The 17,569-nt window shown below is 63.1% G+C and carries 16 protein-coding genes and 1 pseudogene; 1 reads left to right on the forward strand and 16 read right to left on the reverse strand.

Features of this window, described 5'->3' with window-relative positions; translation table 11 throughout:
• Nucleotides 1-60 precede the first annotated feature (60 nt).
• The gene (locus tag L6D74_RS27075) at nt 61-867 is read left to right on the forward strand and encodes a class I SAM-dependent methyltransferase (RefSeq protein ID WP_236191131.1); all 807 of its coding nucleotides are present in this window, start codon (nt 61-63) and stop codon (nt 865-867) included.
• Nucleotides 868-922: 55 nt separating this feature from the next.
• On the opposite strand, the pseudogene L6D74_RS30250 reads toward L6D74_RS27075, so the two are convergent.
• The 16 genes and pseudogenes from L6D74_RS30250 to L6D74_RS27155 all read right to left on the reverse strand — a co-directional run.
• Nucleotides 923-1,063: pseudogene (locus L6D74_RS30250) on the reverse strand (addiction module antidote protein); the annotation flags it as partial.
• Between the two features lie 144 nt (nt 1,064-1,207).
• Entirely contained in the window at nt 1,208-1,900 is a 693-nt protein-coding gene (locus L6D74_RS27085) for a GNAT family N-acetyltransferase (protein WP_074687891.1), read from the reverse strand.
• A 117-nt stretch (nt 1,901-2,017) separates the two neighbouring features.
• The gene (locus tag L6D74_RS27090; protein ID WP_064595195.1) at nt 2,018-2,806 is read right to left on the reverse strand and encodes a ChbG/HpnK family deacetylase; all 789 of its coding nucleotides are present in this window, start codon (nt 2,804-2,806) and stop codon (nt 2,018-2,020) included.
• The gene (locus L6D74_RS27095; protein ID WP_236191132.1) at nt 2,778-3,965 is read right to left on the reverse strand and encodes a GNAT family N-acetyltransferase; all 1,188 of its coding nucleotides are present in this window, start codon (nt 3,963-3,965) and stop codon (nt 2,778-2,780) included. Before L6D74_RS27095 ends, L6D74_RS27090 begins: the two co-directional genes overlap by 29 nt.
• Before the next feature lie 4 nt (nt 3,966-3,969).
• A complete protein-coding gene (locus L6D74_RS27100; protein WP_085613453.1) occupies nt 3,970-4,659 on the reverse strand; it encodes a GNAT family N-acetyltransferase in 690 nt (229 codons plus the stop codon).
• Nucleotides 4,660-4,726: 67 nt separating this feature from the next.
• Nucleotides 4,727-6,646 carry a hypothetical protein gene (locus L6D74_RS27105; protein ID WP_236191135.1) on the reverse strand — a complete coding sequence of 640 codons (1,920 nt, stop codon included), beginning with the start codon at nt 6,644-6,646 and terminating at the stop codon, nt 4,727-4,729.
• On the reverse strand, nt 6,643-7,950 hold the full coding sequence (locus L6D74_RS27110) for a lipopolysaccharide biosynthesis protein (protein WP_236191137.1): 1,308 nt from the start codon (nt 7,948-7,950) through the stop codon (nt 6,643-6,645). Before L6D74_RS27110 ends, L6D74_RS27105 begins: the two co-directional genes overlap by 4 nt.
• Nucleotides 7,947-8,948, reverse strand: coding sequence for a polysaccharide deacetylase family protein (locus L6D74_RS27115; protein WP_236191138.1), 1,002 nt, complete (start codon nt 8,946-8,948; stop codon nt 7,947-7,949). Before L6D74_RS27115 ends, L6D74_RS27110 begins: the two co-directional genes overlap by 4 nt.
• A gap of 13 nt (nt 8,949-8,961) precedes the next feature.
• Nucleotides 8,962-10,098 carry a glycosyltransferase gene (locus L6D74_RS27120; protein WP_236191140.1) on the reverse strand — a complete coding sequence of 379 codons (1,137 nt, stop codon included), beginning with the start codon at nt 10,096-10,098 and terminating at the stop codon, nt 8,962-8,964.
• Nucleotides 10,091-11,059: a glycosyltransferase gene (locus L6D74_RS27125; RefSeq protein ID WP_236191142.1), complete on the reverse strand. Its 969-nt coding sequence runs from the start codon at nt 11,057-11,059 to the stop codon at nt 10,091-10,093. Before L6D74_RS27125 ends, L6D74_RS27120 begins: the two co-directional genes overlap by 8 nt.
• Nucleotides 11,056-12,426 carry an O-antigen ligase family protein gene (locus L6D74_RS27130; protein WP_236191144.1) on the reverse strand — a complete coding sequence of 457 codons (1,371 nt, stop codon included), beginning with the start codon at nt 12,424-12,426 and terminating at the stop codon, nt 11,056-11,058. The genes L6D74_RS27125 and L6D74_RS27130 overlap by 4 nt, the downstream gene beginning before the upstream one ends.
• Nucleotides 12,423-13,475 carry a glycosyltransferase family 4 protein gene (locus L6D74_RS27135; protein WP_373874495.1) on the reverse strand — a complete coding sequence of 351 codons (1,053 nt, stop codon included), beginning with the start codon at nt 13,473-13,475 and terminating at the stop codon, nt 12,423-12,425. The genes L6D74_RS27130 and L6D74_RS27135 overlap by 4 nt, the downstream gene beginning before the upstream one ends.
• A gap of 35 nt (nt 13,476-13,510) precedes the next feature.
• Nucleotides 13,511-15,103 carry a GumC family protein gene (locus L6D74_RS27140; RefSeq protein WP_085648813.1) on the reverse strand — a complete coding sequence of 531 codons (1,593 nt, stop codon included), beginning with the start codon at nt 15,101-15,103 and terminating at the stop codon, nt 13,511-13,513.
• A 17-nt stretch (nt 15,104-15,120) separates the two neighbouring features.
• On the reverse strand, nt 15,121-16,146 hold the full coding sequence (locus L6D74_RS27145) for a polysaccharide biosynthesis/export family protein (RefSeq protein WP_236191147.1): 1,026 nt from the start codon (nt 16,144-16,146) through the stop codon (nt 15,121-15,123).
• A 21-nt stretch (nt 16,147-16,167) separates the two neighbouring features.
• Nucleotides 16,168-16,815: a CpsD/CapB family tyrosine-protein kinase gene (locus tag L6D74_RS27150; RefSeq protein WP_039767764.1), complete on the reverse strand. Its 648-nt coding sequence runs from the start codon at nt 16,813-16,815 to the stop codon at nt 16,168-16,170.
• Complete coding sequence (locus L6D74_RS27155; protein ID WP_039767766.1) at nt 16,815-17,561, reverse strand: sugar transferase; 747 nt, start codon at nt 17,559-17,561, stop codon at nt 16,815-16,817. The genes L6D74_RS27150 and L6D74_RS27155 overlap by 1 nt, the downstream gene beginning before the upstream one ends.
• Nucleotides 17,562-17,569: the final 8 nt, after the last annotated feature.

The following is a 17,569-nucleotide window of genomic DNA, read 5'->3' on the forward strand; positions in this document are numbered from 1 at the left end:
GTTGCGTGCGGCTGAACTAGACTCGGGCCGCTCAATTGTGAGCATCCCCCGGAGTGCGCCATGGAAGTGCCAAACCATAAAAACGCCGTCGAGAGCAATCGTCAGGCGTGGAATGATTCCGCCCGTCATCATCAGGACTCGCCCGATTGGCAGGCCTTGCTGACCGAGGTTACGCAGGCGGATTTTTCCTGCCTCGACGACACCCTGCGCGGTTTGCTCGAGCAGGTCGGTGTCGATGGCAAAGACGTCGTGCAACCGGGTTGCAACAACGGCCGCGAAAGCCTGTCACTGTTCGCCCTCGGCGCACGGAATGTGGTCGGTATCGATCAGTCGAGCGCGTTTCTCGAACAGGCCCGCGAACTGAACAAGCGTTCGCCGCATAACGCCGAGTTCATCGAGGCCGATATCCATCATTTGCCTGACGCGCTGCACGCCCGTTTCGACGTCGCGCTGATCACCATCGGCGTCTTTGGCTGGATGCCTGACATCGGCGAGTTCTTTCGCCACGTCGCCTCGACCCTCAAACCGGGCGGACAACTGGTGATCTACGAAACCCACCCGTTCCTGGAAATGGTCGACCCCGAGGCCGAAAACCCGTTTCGCCTCGCCAGCTCGTATTTCCGCGAAGAACCGTTCGTGCAGGAGGAGCCGATCGTCTACGTCGGCAAGGTCGAACAGCCGGCGGCCAAGTCCTACTGGTTTGTGCACACCCTCGGCGCAATCTTCACCGCCGCCCTCGAGGCCGGCCTGAACATCACGCACTTCAAGGAATACCCGCACTCGAACCGGGAAGAAGTGTATGACCAGTACCAGAACCGCGAGGCGCAGATGCCGATGTGTTTTACGTGGGTGGGGGTGAAGCGCTGAGGCAGCTACAAGAGGGGAAGGCGAGAGGCGCTGTCTCTTTTTCGGTGAGTCGGATACGGGCTTGCGTCACGTATCCGATTGCTCGAAACAACTCTTCGTCGTCACCTTCTGCCAGTACCTGAGAGAGGTACTCACGGATGGCATTCAGATCAACCAGCAGTGCCGTCATTTCAAAATCGGATGTGTTTTGTTCCATCGGTTTGTCTCTGCGTTTCTGCATGAATGTATTCATTCACATGATTGCGAGCAGCCAGATGGAGCCGAAACTGAATGTCGCTGGTTCCTGTACGAGCGTAGGAAGATTCTGCGGCGCCGTCCCGGCCGCCGCAGGTTAAACCCGTCAAGCCTGCGCAGCCGCCGTCACCACCGGCCGTCCCGGCTTGCGCAGCGGATCGAGGCGTGAGCCCTCATAGCGGGTTTCGCGGAAGAACCGCCATTTGCCGAACAGGCAATAGACGTGGGTGACGCGGCCCTGCTCGTGGTAGCCCATGCGGATGTGCAGTTTCAGCGCCGGGATGTTGTGGGTTTCGCAGACGTCCACCACCTTGTTGCAACCCTGGGCGGCCATGGCTTCCCAGAGGGCGACCTGCACGTCCACCGACAGGCTGCTGCCGAAGTAGGCGCGAATCATTTCACCGCCGAACTCGAAGAACTCGCCGGGTTTGACCGGGAAGGTGCAGCCGTAATAGTGGCGGTCGTGGTAGTCACGAATGCTGCCCCAGATAAATCCGACCGCATGGCCGTCTGCGTCGAGGTACATGTGCCCGGTGTGGCCCTCGTTGGCCAGCTCGGCCATGGTCTGCACCCGGTCACCGAAGTGTTTGGCGAACGCGCCGGCATTCTGTGCGGTGATGTCGACCTTGCGCAGGCCGTCGTAGGGGCGCAGCTTGTGCGGCGGTACCGGGCTGACCAGGTCGCGCTCCATCCACAACAGCTCCCAATGGAAGAACACGTAGCGTTTCCACAACGTGCCGAAAGTACGGCCCAGGCCTTTTTGCTTGATACGTTCACGCAGCTTTTCAATGACGCTCATGATGCCCTCCGAGGCCGGAGCCCGGGTGTTGTGGATGACGCTGTTGTGGGTATAGATCAAGCCGGCAAATGCATGTCAAAGCGCCGGCTTTGAAAATATTGCAAGTTGTGTAACGGCTCAGATCGCCTCGGCACCCCGCAAAAAATCCTTGTTCAGATCGGCATAGGAAACCCGTGGAACCCCCGTCAGCCGCTGCTCTAGCAAGCGGCTCAGGGACTCTTCGGGTGGCAGATAGGCGTCGCCGAAATCCGCCCCGAGCTGGTTCGGATGGGCGACGATTTCCAGCACGCCGTCGGTCGGCGCGGGGGCGTTGCGCAGGTCCACCGGGGTGCAGACGTAATCGGCCGTGACCCCGGCCAATCCCTGCAATCGGCGGTTGAGCAACCCCTTGAACAGGCGCTTGGGCAGACTGAGGTTTTGCCCCAGGTTGCGCGCCAGGCGCACGGGCACACCTTGATGGGCGGCGAAGCGCGCGACGATCTCGCCGATCGGCCAGATGTTGTGCACGTGCTGATGCGAATCGAGGTGGCTGGGACGCACGCCGTGATCGACGCAGCGCTGCCACTGCGCCTGCAATTCTTCCTGCACCGCCTCGCGGTCTTCGCGGCTCAGCCACAGGCTGTGGCGAGGCAGGTTGAGGTCGAACACGCCGTGGCTGTCGCAGAAGGTGCGGCGCTCGACAATGGCCCGGCTCAAGGGACGGCCGTAGGTCAGGTTGAAATGCAGGCCGATCCGGCCCTCCAGCAGCGGCAGCCGGGCCATGGCGCAGGCCGCTTCGAACGCCGGCATGTTGGCCATGGCGGTGGCGGAACTGATGACCCCGGCCTGGAACGCACCGAGGATCACCGCGTTTTCGTTCGGGCTCAGGCCGAAATCGTCAGCGTTGACTATGACTTGGCGAGGCATGTTCGCCCTCCTTGGTGGGGTTGATCACAGGTGTCGCAATGACCGCCGCTTTGGCCGCCGCACGCTTCGCCCGCCATTGTTGCAACGCAGGTTTGAGCCGGTGCCAGGCGCGCAGCCCCAGCCCCAGCAACAGACCGCTCGGGCGCCACGAGTAGAAGCTCCAGCGCCAGTGCTCCAGTTGTCCGGTCATGCGTTCGTGCAATTGATGGCTGGAGTTTTCCAGGCTGACCCGCGAGGCATCGATCCAGCGCCAGTTGTCGTCCAGCCCCCAGCGAATCCATTCCTCCAGCAACACCCGGCCGCTGCCCAGATCGGCGTATTGCGGCAGGAAGGCGAGGTTGTAATCGTAGAGCCGGCCTTGTTCGAACAGACCGAGCCGATAGCTGATGCAACGTCCGTCCAGTTCCAGCATCACCACGCGCACCCGATCCGAAGCGGCGAGGGCGGTGAAGGCGTTTTCCATGTAGCGGCGGCTGCGGTCGCTGGCAAAGATTCCGACGCCTTCGTCACCTTTCCAACTGACCGCTTCGACTTCGCTGATGGCCTGCAACAACGGGCCCATGCTGGTCGCGTCGGGCGTGATCCTTCGGACTTCGGCGCCGCACGCGGCAATCCGCTTGCGCGCCCGGCGCAGTTTGTAGCGCGGATCGCCCGAGACTTCCTGGCGGTCAGCCTCGCTGATCAGGTGCACCGGCACCCGGCAGCTCAAGCGACGTTCGCCGGTGGAGCTGTGGGCCATCCATTCGGTGAGCACGCTTTCGGCGCCGACCGGCTCGGTGATTTCATTGAGTTGCAGCAGGGCGTGGGGCACGCGCTGGCGAATCAGCCGCAGGGCCTGGCGCATGTCGTCGGCGTCCAGCAGTGATAGCAACGCCAGGCGATCGGCCAGCGGATAACTGAGGTGATGCACCACCCGAAACGGCAAACCGAAAAATCGTTCACGGCTCGCCACCAATGGCAGGCACAGGCGCAATTCGTCCGCTTCCCAACCCAGCAATACGTGCAGCTGCTCATGCGTGTCGAGCGCCTGCTCTGCCGCACACAGCCAGTCGAGGCTGTTGAACGGCGTGTGGTCCGTCACCCGCAGGCGCAGCGCTTCATAGGCCGTCGCCGGGAAGTCAGGTGTGCACAACGAAGTGCGCCATTCGAATCGCGCCATAGGTTCAGGTCACCGTTGCTGTGACAGGTGGACGGGAAGGTTTGCGCAGTGCCTCCAGGCGCGAGCCGCTGTAGCGGGTTTCGCGGTAGAAGCGCCAGCGGCCGAACAGTTTGTAGATGTTCATGATCCGGCCCTGTTCGGTATAGCCCATGCGCAGGTGCAGCTTGAGCGCCGGGATGTTGTGGAATTCGCAGACGTCGACCACCTTGTCGCAGCCCTGGGCGGCCATGGCTTTCCACAGTTCCAGTTGCAGATCCACCGACAGTTCGGTGCCCCAATAAGCGCGGGTCAGTTCGCCGCCGAATTCGAAGAACTCGCCGGGTTTCACCGGGAACAGGCAGCCGTAGTAGTGCCGGTCGAAATAGTCTTGAGCGGTGCCCCAGATGAAGGCCACCGCATGGCCCTGATCGTCCAGGTGCATGTGCCCAGTGTGATGTTCCCGGGCCAGTTCGGCCATGGTGCCGACCCGGTCACCGAAGTGGCGGGCGAAGGCGCTGACGTTGTCCGGGGTGATCTTCACCACCCGCAGGGGCGGGTAGGGTTTGAGGCTGTGGGGCGGCACTGGACTGACCAGGTCGCGCTCCATCCACAGCAGTTCCTGATGAGAAAAGACGTAGTGCTTCCACACCTTGGCCAAGGTGGCCCGCAGGCCTTTGTGTTTGATGTGATCGCGGATTTTTTGCAGAACATTCATGGTCGTGGCTCCTGATGACGAGTCATCGCGCGGCACAGGCCAGCGCGGCCGGACATCAACAGGGCGGTCATGAGGCGCTCCAACGCAGGGCAAACAGGGTCTGTCCCGGCAGTTCAAAGCGCACGCGGCCGTCCTGGCAGCGAAATGGTGCGTCGCGGCTGCGGTTGTCGGCGCCGAAGTAGCGCAGCGCGCCGTTGTTCAACGGGCATTTCGCGCCCGCGAGGTCGACATGCTGCAAACGCGTGCCCTTGTTCACGCCGAGCAGCCCGCGCTGATCGTCGCCGGCCATCGCCAGCACATCGACTTCGAACGCATCGTTCTCCAGCCACAGCACGTTGTGCAGCCAGTGCTGCTGAATGAACTGCTGGGCCAGGCCCACCGGTTTCAACTCGAAGCGGTCATCGCCCAGCACCCGCAACATGCCTTTGGGGTATTGCGGCTCATCGGCGGCCTGAAACCAGTTGAGCATGGTCAGCAAACCGTCCTGGGACGCGTTGATCACCACCGAGGCCCACCACAGCGAGGTGAAATGGGTTTCCTGATCGTAGGGGCTCAGGCTCGAGCCGCTGGACAGGTTGGTCTGGTCCAGCAACAAGGCCTTGCGTGGCTGACCCTTGGCATCGAGGCCAACCAGATCCGCCGCCCGGCGCACGCTGTCGCGGTACACGCGGGTGGCGAGCAGGTCGCGAATCATCCATTCGTGCCAGGCCAGCGCATCGACCTGATCGGCGGATTCACCGAGCAGGCGCCGGGCCCAGTCGATGCCACGCTTGTTCGCCGCGTTATCGGCGAACGGTCCGTTGATCAGCCGTGAACTGGCCGGCATCGCGATGCGCACGCCGGCCCTGGCATTGGCCGGATCGCTGCGCACCTGCCGGGCCATGCTGGTGAAGATCGAACGGTATTGCTCGTAGCTCGAATAATTCAGGTTGGGCTCGTCGGCGAACCCGATGTAGTGCGTGCCTTTGCCGCCCAGCGCCCGGGTGCTGCCGAGCCAGGCGTCGAGGCCGTTGTTGCTTTGCACGTCGGCGCGCAGATCGGCCTGACGCTGACTGCCGGCAAGCAAGGTGATGTCCTGACGGATGCCGAACCGGTCCTGATAGACCTGACGAAACGCATCTTCGAAGTGCGGATTTTTTGCCGTCACGTCGACGAACGTGTAGTAACTGGCGGCCGTCGGTTTCAGTGCATCGAGCACCGGATGACTGGCGGGCGGCGGCATCACGTAGGGCAGGGCGATGCCCAGGTCCGGGGTGCGGCCGAGGACTTTGTCGTGCAGGATCAGGCGCGTCTGGCCGTCGTCTTCGCGCAGCGGTTTGAGCTGTTGCGGGGTCTGAGCGAACAGATTGGGCGTGCCGTCGAGCCAGAATGCCGCTTTGCCGCTGCCTTGCAGACGCAGGCGCCAGACCTGCTCGCGCTGACTGACGGGCAGCGCGAGCTGATCGAACTGCCAATAGGCGCGATAGGGTTTGAGCGACAGTGTCAGGGGCTGCCCGTCGCCGACCCGCTGCGCTTGCAGGGCGCTGACCCCGCCGTGAAACTTGCCCGCCAATATCGCGTGCTCACCGGCGGCGACCTTGAAATACAGTTCATCGCCATTACGGGTTTCTGCACTGAAATGCACCTTGGCCGGGGCAAACAGCGCCACGGTGGTTTCGTCGTGTTCGACCCGGTAACTGCGGAAGCTGTAGCCGGGGATCTCCAGCTGATAACTCGCGGCGCCCGGCGCCAACGGCCAGCTCTGGCTGCCACGGGTTTCACTGGCCTTGATGAAGCGCTCGCCCTGCAATTGGCCCCGGCCGTCGAGCAGGTAAATGTGCTCTTCGTTGGCCTCCGCCTGCCACGCCGGCGCCCAGCGCACGGTCACCGTGTCGGGGCGATCCGCTTGCAGGTACAGACTGCCGTCGCGAATGTCGCCCCAGCGCATAGACGCCGCGAAGGCGTCCAGCGACAGGCCGAGGCCGAACAGCAGGGCCAGGCCTTTCATGCTGCCTTCCGACGCTGCAACATCAACCACATCGGCGTGAGGTCGCTGGGCAGAATGATCAGGGTTTGCCAGAACGCCACGCCGCTCAGCCGGCAGTACAACACCAGCATCGCCACGGTCACCGCCAGATAGGCAATCGACGAAGCCGCCGCCGCGCCGACGATGCCGTAGGCCGGAATCAGCAGCAGGTTCAGCGCAAGGTTGAGCAGCGCGCCGAGCCCCATCATCAACGACACCGTGCCGGGACGGTTCTTGCCGATCAGGTCCAGGCGCAGGATGCTCGCGTAGCACAGGCCCAGCAGCCCCGGCAGCAAGGCCAGCAGCGCCGGATACGCCGGCTGGTAGGCGACGCCGAACAGGGTGACGATCAGCCATTCGCCGATCACGGCCATGGTCAGGCAGGCGCCGAGCATCACCGTGGCGGTCAGGCGCAGGGCCAGCGGGGTGACCTTGTCCATGCCTTCGTCCTGTTGCAGCAGGCGTTTCATCAGCGGTGTGGTCACCGCTTCCGGGACGATCAGCAGCAACTCGGCGGCGGCGCTGGCCATCGCGTAATGCCCGAGGGCGGTACTGCCGAGCAGGGCGCCGATGAACAGGTAATCGGAACGCAGGATCACTTGCTGGAACAGCAGATCCGGGTGGCTGCGGGCACTGAAGCGCAGCAGTTCGTTCTGGCTGGCGCGATCCCATTGCAGTTGCAACGGCTGGGCGCGTTTGAGCCAGACCCAACCGGCCAGCACCACCAGACTGATTCCGGCCAGCCAACTGATCAGCGCCGCTTCCAGGGCCGCTTCTTTCCACATCCAGAACAGCGCGAGAAACAGCAGCAGCGGCGCCAGGGATTCCACCAGTCGCAAGGCATTGAACGCGACCACACCGCCGGACGCATTGTGCAGGGTCAGCAGACCGCTTTTGAGCACGGTCAACGGCACCGCCAGCAGCAACAGCCACGCCAGCAGACCGAGTTGCAGGGTCACGTCCAGTTCACTGCCGAACTCGCGTACCAGCGCCACCACCAGCAAGGTCAACAGACCCGCGAGCAAGCAGCCGAACACCAACACCTGCGCGAGCAACACACCCATCGGCCGCTGCTTGGCGGCCTGATAACCGACCGCCGAATTCAACCCGCCGCTGGTGGCGGCGCTGATCAGATCGGGCAGGGTGCTGAGCAGGGCGAACAGGCCCCGTTCGCTGGGCCCGAGGATCCGCGCCAGCAGCACATTCCTCAGCAGGCGCAGGGCGATCATCGCCAGTTTGGTGCCCATGCTCAGCGCCAAGTGTTTGAGGTAGTTGCCTCGGCTCATGGCCGCGCTCCACGGTAGATCCGCCACGACAGCAGTTGCGGATTGCGCGCGGTGCGCTGACTGACACCGAATCGCGGCAGGTTCAGCGGATCGCCCGTGCCGCGATAGAGGCCGCTGCCGGTGCCGAGGGCGAACGGGTAATCGTGATTGGCGATCTGTTCGCGCACCCGCTCGTCGTTGTCGCCGTTGGGGTAGCAATACACCGGCAGCGGCCGGTTGCAGCCATTGAGCAGGGCATCGCGGCTGCGGCTGATTTCTTCGCCCAGGCGCACATCGTCAAGGCCGGTGAGGATGGCGTGACTGGCGCCGTGGGGGCCGAAACGCACCAGCCCCGACGCTTCCATCGCCCGCACCTGATGCCAGTCCAGCGCTTGTGGCAACGACTCCTGCGGACACTCGTCGGTCAGGCGTTCGAGTCTCTTCGGATCGAGCGCCTTGAGGCTTTGCAGATAATGCAACAGGGTCAGACTGCGGCGATCCACATCAATGTCGTCCAGCAGCACTGGCAACGGCTGGCCGGCGGCACGCAGGCATTCGATCAGGTGCGTGCGGGCTTTTTCACCATGACTGCCCCACAGGGTTTCGCCGATGCTTTCCCACCAGAAGCGCTGACGGCTGCCGATGAAATCGGTGGAGAGAAAAATGCTCGCCGGCACCTGATGTTTCTGCAGCAGCGGGAAGGCGTTGGCGGCGTTGTCGCGCCAGCCGTCGTCGAAGGTCAATGCCACTTGCGGACGCTCGGTGCGCAAGGCATTGGGTTGCAGGATCTCCATCAGCGGCACGCAATCGAAATGCTTGCGCAGCCACACCAGCAAGTGTTCGAAGGCCTTGGGCCCGACGCACAGTTCGTTGCGGTGCGGCAGGTCGGCGGCGCGGTCGTTGGACAGCACCCGGTGGAGCATCAGGATCACGCCGGCGCCGTGCAGCTGGTTGCGCCCCACGGACGAGTTGAGATAGAGCCAGCCGCTGGTGCGTTTAATCAGTTGCTTGATCGCCATGGCTCGATCCCTCTCAACGGTTTTGGTCAGGGTTCCACTGGGCATAACGCTGGCCGCGAAGGAACTGCCACAGGCCGATGCTCATGCCCGCCAGTGTCACCAGCAGGAATGCCGCAAGGCGGAACGGCTTGGGCAAGCGGTGTTGCGAATCCAGCAGGCCGGCAATCGCGATGGCGTAGCCGACCAGTTGCGCGATCAGGCAGAGGCGATAGAAACCGTGCTCTTGCCACAGCCAGAAATTGCTCAGCAGCAGCGGCAGCAACAGGATCGGCGCCAGGCGCCGGATCAACTTGTGGCTGATCAACGCAATCGAATACAGCCCATGCTTGAACGGATTGAGCAGCTCGCTGCGTTGCGCCAGGCTTTGCAGGCCGCCGACGGTGACCCGCTGGCGCCGGCGGAATTGCTTGTCGGCTTCGTCCACGCCGTGGTCGATCACTTGCGCTTCGGGCACGTAGACGATGCGTTTGAATTTCACTGGCGCACAGGTGCTGATGAAGAAGTCGTCGTTGACCTCGGCCGGCACGTTCTCGAACAGTTCCCGGCGCAAGGCCAGCAGCGCGCCGTCGGCGGAGACCATGCAGCCGGTACGGTTCTCGACCCGGCGCAACCAGCCCTCGTAGTGCCGATAAAGGCTGTCGCCAATGCTCAGTCCGCCACCGGTGACCGGAATCACCATGTGCCCGGCGCAGGCGCCGACCTGCGGATCGCTCAGGGGCGCCAGCAGGTAGCCGAGGGTTTCCCGCGACCATTGGTTGTCAGCGTCGGTAAACACCAGAATGTCGCCCGTAGCCAGCGCCGCACCGGCATTCAGCGTGGCGGCCTTGCCCTGGCGGGGCAGATCGAGCACGGTGATTCGCGGGTCGACGACCTTGTGTGCACAAGCCACGGTGTCGTCAGTGGAACCGTCGCTGGCCAGAATGATTTGCAGGGTCGCCGGCTGATAATCCTGGGACAGCAGCGAGCGCAGCTTGTGTTCGATGTGCCGCGCTTCGTTGTGGGCGGCGATCACGATGCTGACGTTCAGCGGCGGAGCCGGGCTGTGGCGCCACGCCGGAAACAGCGGCGCGAGCAGCGTCAGCAGCAGCGGGTAGCCGACATAGGCGTAGGCCGGCAGCAGCAGGCACATCCAGAAAATGAATTCAGCCACGGGCAGGCCTCCTGGCGTTCCAATGACACAGACTGAGAATGAACGCGGCGCCCGCCAGGTGCAGGCGCAGCCAGTGCAGGCCCCACAGTTGCAGGGTCAGGCAGACGTTGTGGTGCTTGGCGCTCTGGCGCACGCTGAGCACCAGCCCCGGCACCAGCGTCAGCATCACCATGATCGCGGCGTGATGGGGAAAACCGTCGAGCAGCGCGGAGATCGCCAGGAAATCGAGAATCCAGACCAGGATCGACAGCATCGGAAACCGCAACAGGCGCAGGCTGAAACCATGGCTGCGCAGCAGTTGCAGGTGACTGCCCTGGCGCCACAGTTCCTTGCCCATCCACTCGCGCCAGTTCATTTCGTAACCCCAGTGCAGCGCGACGTTTTCATTGATCGACAGCAGTCGGGCGCCGTGCTCGCGCAGGCGCAGGGTGAATTCCTTGTCTTCGCCGGTGCGCAGGGTTTCGTTGAAACCGCCGACCTTGTCGAACCAGCGCCGGCGCATCAACAGGTTGGCGCTGGGCAGCCAGTCGACGACATGGCTGGTATGGGTGGTCGGGCGCAAGGTCCGGCGCTGCCAGGCGGTGGCGTACCACGGCGCGGCGGCGGGGGTGTGCAGGTCGAGACCGAAGACATCGGCCTGGCCACTGGCTTCGATGTCGAACAATGGGCGTAGCCAGTCTTCCGGCATTTCGATGTCGGCATCGATGAACGCCAGCCATTCCCCGGTGGCGATGGCGGTCCCACGATTGCGCAACGCGCCGATCAGCAGGCCTGGCATCACCAGTACGTGGGCGCCGAACTGCCGGGCGATCTGCGGCCCTTCGTCGCTCGAACCATTGTCGACGACGATCAGTTCACACTCGACATCCGCCGCGTGCGCCGCTTTTTGCGCGGCCAGCAAGGTGCGGCCAATGTGCCGGGCCTCGTTGTACATCGGAATGACGATACTGATCCGGCTCATGTCCTCCTCTCCGTCAGCGGTGCCTGCTCGGCTTTGAGGCGCAAGACGCTGGTCATGGCGAGCATGATCCACACGTATTTCTGATTCGGCGCGCTGAGGAACATCAGGAACAGCGTCAGCGACAGAAAACTCACCCCCAGATGGGTCATCAGATCCGCCTGTTGCCAGTCACGCCGCAACATCCACGCGTTGCGCGCCCGCATCAGGTTGTACAGACCCAGCGCGAGCATGCCGACGAACATCAGGCCGGCAGGAACCCCCAGCTCACTGAAGATTTCCAGGTAGGTGTTATGCGCCCGGCGATACAGGTCGCCGATCTTGCGGTTGGCGGAAAACGCCTTGGCGTAGCCGGTGGTGGCGTAGTGCAGCGGAAAGGTGCCGGGGCCGGAACCGAGCAGCGGGTTCTCGCGGATCATCTGGCCACCGACCACGATGTACGAGGCACGGCGACCGAGGGATTCGTCGTTGTGGCCCTTGGCGCCGGCGCTCAACACGCTGAGGGACTGGATGCGCGCGATGTAACCGGCGGGCATCGCGTAGATCGCCAGCGGAATCACGATCGCCGCGCCGAGCATGGCAAACCCCAGATGACGCGGGCGAATCCGCGCCAGTTGCGCGCGGTAGTGCCAGCAACCGATCACCAGACTCAAGGCCAGCACCACCAGCCCGGAGCGCGATTCGGTCTTGGTCATGCCGCCGAGCAACAGCAGGCAGCATCCGCCCCAGAACAGGCGATGCAACAGGTTCGGGCTGCGGATGACAAGCAATAGCCCCAGCGGAATGGCGAAGGCGATGAGCAGGGCGAAAGCGTTGGGGTCTTCGAGCAGGCCGGCGGCGCGGCCCTGATCCTGGAATTTGCTGGAGAACATGGCCATGGCGCAGGTCGTGCTGACGGCCAGGGTCACCAGCCGGGCGAACAGGTCGAGGTTCAGCTCGCGGCCGATCAGCAGGGTGATGACAAACAGAATCAGGCCGACGCTGATTTCCCGCAGATGACCGAGCGACATGCCCATGTCATCGGTGTTGAGCAGGCTCAGAAAGTACAGAACCATGAAGGCGATCAGGAAGCGCCAGATATTGCTGCGCAGACGATCCGAGGGAATCTGGTGCATCGCCAGTTGCAGCATCAGGATCACCGCCAGCGAAGCGCCGATCAGCTTGCTGCCCGACAGTGAACTGTCCTTGAAGAAACCCTCGAACGGCACCAAGGCGGCGATACCGAGCAGGCCCCAGGTCGGTTTGCGGTACAGCACTGCGAATCCGACCAGGCCGATGACTGCGCCTGGCGCCAGATAGGGCCAGGGACTGGCCAGCAGAGCGATGCAGGCCAGCCCCAGCAGACTGACGATCGAGAGCGGGAAAATCATGCGCGTGCCTCCCGTGCCGTGCGGATGTACAGCTGCGACCAGCGTTCGGCCAGGGCCTTGAGGTCGTAGCGGTCCTGTTGCGTGCGTTTTGCGTTGTCGCGCAGTTGCCGCGCCAAGCCAGGCTCGGACAGCAAGGTGTCGAGCTGGCGGGCGAGGGCGGCGCTGTCGGTGGGGGCCGCAAGCAAACCGTTGTGGCGATGCTCCAGCACGTCGGGAATCCCGCCGACGCCGAACGCCACCACCGGCACCCCGGCCTGCATCGCTTCCAGCAGAATCATCGGCGTACCTTCGGTGCGCGAGCTGATCACCAGCGCATCGAGTTGTTGCCACCAGGGGCGCATGTCGGTCTGGTAACCCGGCAGGCGGATGCGCTGCTGCAATCCGGCGGCGTCGATCCTTGCCTGCAAGTCTTCGCGTTCCGGGCCGTCGCCGAGCATCACCGCGTCGAGTTGCGGGTGCTGGTGACATAGCGGGATCAGCGCGTCGAGAAACAGATCCGGGCCTTTCTCACTGCTCAAACGCCCGACGTAACCGGCGAGCCAGCGTGGTCCTGGGGCATCGCAAGGCAGGGCGGCCGCTGCCGGCAATCCGTTGGGGATCACCTGCAATTTTTCCGCGCGTACGCTGGCCTGACGGTGCAACACCGCGATGCTTTCGGCGACACACACCACCCGATCCACCGACGCCGTGCGGCACAGTTGCAGGCTCAGCCAGGTGTAGAACTTCTGCTTGCGGCTGCGCGGGGTGAAGCCGTGTTGGGTGATGACCAGCGGCAGGCGCAACAGCGTGGCTCCGACCCAACCGAACAACAGCCCTTTGAAATTGTGAGTGTTGATCAACGGACGTTCACTGCGCCGCTGACGCAAGTGCCGCAGCAGGGCACCCAGCCCCGCGCAGCCTTGCGCATCAACGCCAGCCTCGCGAAAGCGCGCGATCAGTTCCGGCGGCGCATCGAGGAACAGCACTTGGTGCTGCCCCGGCGTCGCCAGGCAATGATCGAGCAACATCCGCTCGGCACCATAGAACCCGCCGCTGCTGAGCAAATGCATGATCGGCAGCGCGGCGTTCGGGGTGGAGGACGTGTTCAATTGCGCACCCAGTGCACAAAGCTCGGCACGGTCCAGTTCTTGTGCGGGTTGCTCGGTTGCGCGTTCTGATCGTTGATCACCAGCAGCACCGGCAGGCCCAGCTCGTGGCTGATTTGCGCCGGGTGTTTGAAGCGGTGGTCGAAGAACTCACGTACGTAGACCAGTGCAATCGCCAGCAGCAGACCGGTGAACAACCCGAACGGAATGATCAGCATCGGCTTGGGGAACGCCGGTTCGGTCGGTTCGAACGGCGGGCTCAACACCCGGGCGTTGGACAGGTCATCGCTCAGCGAACGGGTGGTGCTGCTTTCGGCAAAACGCTGGGCGTAGGTCGAGAACGCGGCGTGCAGGGCATCGATCTCGGTATCCATTTGCCGCAGCTTGCTCTGGGTTTGCTGCAGCTCGTGGATACGGTTCTTGAACTCGGCGATGCGCGCGGTTTTCTGATCGATCACCTGCTGGACCACCGCCAGATCGTTGGTGCGCTCCTGGATGCGGTTGCTCACCACCTTGAGGAACTGCTGGCGGGTGCGGGCAATCTGCTCGCGGGTCAGCAACATCGGCTCGCTGCCCGGCTGGAACACCGCCAGATCGTTCATGTAGCGGCTGACCTGGGTGGTCAGTTGCTCGCCCATCTGTTTGATTTCCCGATCCTCGAACGCCACGTTGTCGACGGTGGTGGTGAAGGTGTAGGGGAAGGTGTAGTCGTTAAGTTTGCTGTTACTGGCGGCGGCCAGCGCGGTCTTCAGGTACTCGAGCCAGCGCTGGCTTTGCAGCAGGCGGTCGCGATACAGGTTCAGCGCCTGCTCTTCGGTGTTGATCGCGTTGAGGCGGAAGGTGATTTCTTCCTTCGGATCCGACGCGCCGACACTTTCCAGCAACGCCTGGCGATTGCCTTCCAGTCCATCGAGGCGCACCTGATACAGGTGTTTCTTGGTTTCGTAGAACGATTGCGGCAGGTCGATCGACTGCAGCGCCTGGCGGCTCACCAGATAGTTTTGCAGCAGGGCAGAGACGAAGGTCGTGCCTTGATGCGGATCGGGGAAGCTGTAGATGATCGAGATCACGTTGGAACCAGGCAGGGTCTCGATTTTCAGGCTGTCTATCGCATCCTGGGTCAGCGCATCGAGCGCGGTGTCGCGCACCGGATCGGTCTCAAGCCCCAGGGTGTTGCGCACGGGGTTGATCACGTACTGGCGCAGCGGCGAACTGATGTAGCGCTTGAACGGCTCGCTCACCAATTTGCTGAACATGCCCGGTGAAGGCGTGTATTCGCCCTTGTCGCGCAACTCGCTGATGGTCTGACGGATCAGCGCCGGCGAACGCAGGATGTTGCTCTCGGTTTCCATGTCCGCCAGCGACGGCGGGATGAAGGTGGCGTTGTCCACGGTCAGCGACGTGGTGGCGTCGCCCTGTGAAAGTTTTTTCGACTGCACGATCACCTGAGCGGTGATATCGAAGGTCTGCTTGAGCAGCAGCGGCAGCACCAGCGCGATCACTGCAAAGATCAGGAAGACCCGTTTCACCAGTTGCTTGTTGGCGAAGAAGATCCTGAAGAACTCATGCAGGTAGTTTTCCTTTGGATTCATGATCGGTCACCTGAGAGTCAGTTGTTGTTGCTGTCTTTGTTGTCGACGCGGTAGCCGAAGCTGAAGCCCACACCCTGGAACAGCACCACGTCGGCCAGTTGCCGGGCGAGTTCGCCGGCGCTGGCCAGTTTGGTTTTCGGCACGTACAGCATGTCATCCGGTTGCAGGTAGGCGATTTGCGGCGCCTCGCCCGACAACGCTTTCTCGACGTCGTACCGCACCGCCTGCACCTGATTGCCGTTGCGCCGCATGATCATCACCGAATCGAGCCGCGCCTTGACGTTGGTGCCGCGCGCCAGGGTCAGTGCCTCAAGCACCGACACCGGCCGACGGATCGGGTAGGAACCCGGCTGGCCGACTTCACCCAGCACATAGATTTCGTTGCCGGCGGTGGACTTGAGCAGCACGTCCACGGTCATGCGGCCCGGCAGTTGCGCGTACTTTTTGTTGAGGAAGGCTTCGAGCTGGTTGACGGTCATGCCTTGCAGCGGCACCGCGCCGATTTCCGGGAAGCTCGCGTAGCCGTCGGTGCCGACAGTGATCTCGCGGCTCATGCCGGTGGCCGGGTGGTTGAGGGCGCTTTTCAGGTTCTGCTCGTTGGTCAGCGGGCTGATGATCTGCACCGTCAACTGATTGCGGTTGGGCTGGAACAACTGTTTGCGTTGATAGGCGCGCTGGATTTCCTGGCGCGCTTCTTCGCTGGTCAGCCCGGCGATTTTCACCGAGGTGTTGGCGCCCGGCAGTTCGATGGTGCCGTCCGGCAGCACCAACTGGTTGCCATTGAGCTGGCTGGCAGCAGTGAAGTTAAGGCCGATCTGGTCCCCCGACTGCACGCGATAAGCGTCCGAGCCGCTGGTGCTGATGTGGAAGATCACGTCCAGCACATCCTGCGGGCGCAGGGTCTGCTCGACCTTCGGCATGTCGGTGGCCTGGGCGTTGGCCGGGGTGGCGGTGAGAATATTCACCGGCATGTTCTGGGTTTCGGAGGTGCTCGAGCAGCCTGCAAGCGGCAGCATCAGCAGCACAAGAATCCTGGCGTTCATGGCGTCATCCTTTGCGGTTGCTTACAGGTTTTTGTAGAGCCATTTAGGCATGTAGTACTTGCGTCGGTTGAACACGCTGCCGACCACTTTCGCCCCGGCCTGGGTCAAGCGCTGGACCGCCGCCTGGGCAACTTCCCAGCGAGTGTCTTCGGCGCGTACCACGAACACCACGCCGTCGACCTGGGTGCTGATGACCAGCGTGTCGGCCGCCGAATACACCGCGTCGCCGTCGATCACCACAAAGCGGTACTGGCTGCCCAGTTGATCGAGCAACGGGCTCAGACGCTCAGCGGTCAGGTGTTCCAGGGTGCGGATCGGCCGGCCGTTGGGCAGCACGTGGAATGGCAGGCTCGACACCTGCACCACGCAGTCTTGCAACAGCGGCGGGTTGTCCGGGTTGAACAACAGGTCGCGCAGGCCGCGCTCCTTGCTCAGGTTCAGTTGCTGGGTCAGGTTGCTCGCCGACTGGCTGGCGTCGACGTACAGCACCTGGCCGCTGCTCATCTGCGCCAGTTGACTGGCCATGGCCAGGGCGCTGGTGGTGGTGCCGGCGCCGGGATTGGCGGCGGTCAGGAACAGGATCCGCAGATCCAGGTCCAGCACGGTCGAGGTCAGGTTCGACTCGCTGGGGCTGGCGATGCTCAGGCTTTTGTTGGTTGAACCGTCCATTAGCTTGCTCCGTGGCCGCTGAATACTTTGAAGGGGGTTTTCAACAGAATCTTCAGATCAAGCAGTAGGCTCTGCTCGGCGATATAGCTGAGGTCCAACTCAACGCGCTGGTCGAAGTCGATATTGCTGCGTCCGGAGATCTGCCACAGGCCGGTCATGCCGGGGTAGATCGCCAGACGGGCGAGGTGACTGTCCTTGTAGCGGTAGGTGTTGAACGAGGTCGGGCGAGGGCCGACCAGGCGCATGTCGCCGGTCACTACGTTGATCAGGTTGGGCAGCTCGTCGAGGCTGGTGCGCCGTAGGAAGCCGCCGATCCCGGTGATGCGCGGGTCCTGGTCGATCTTGAAGTCGATGGCATCGGCACCGTGCTTGTTCAGGTGGCGCAGCGACTCTTTGAGCTCTTCGGCGTTGGCGACCATGGTCCGGAACTTGTACATGCCGAACTTGCGGCCGCGATAGCCGGTGCGTTTCTGCACGAACATTACCGGGCCTTTGCTGGTGAACTTGATGGCCAGCGCCAGACCGATCAGCAGCGGCGAAATCATCAGCAGAATCATCAGGGCGCCGAGACAGGCCACCACCCGATTGGTGCGCGACAGTTGCCACGGCCGGCCACCTTCACGACCGGTCATCCAGCCCTGGCCCTGGCGGTGGATCGCCGCGTCGAGGCGCATTCGCTGTTCCGGATCCATGCGTTTGTCACGCACCAGTTGTTGGATCGGTATACCTTTCTCAAGTCCAGTCATGGAGTCCT

The sequence above is a fragment of the Pseudomonas pharyngis genome, from assembly GCF_021602345.1.
GTDB classification, from domain to species: domain Bacteria; phylum Pseudomonadota; class Gammaproteobacteria; order Pseudomonadales; family Pseudomonadaceae; genus Aquipseudomonas; species Aquipseudomonas pharyngis.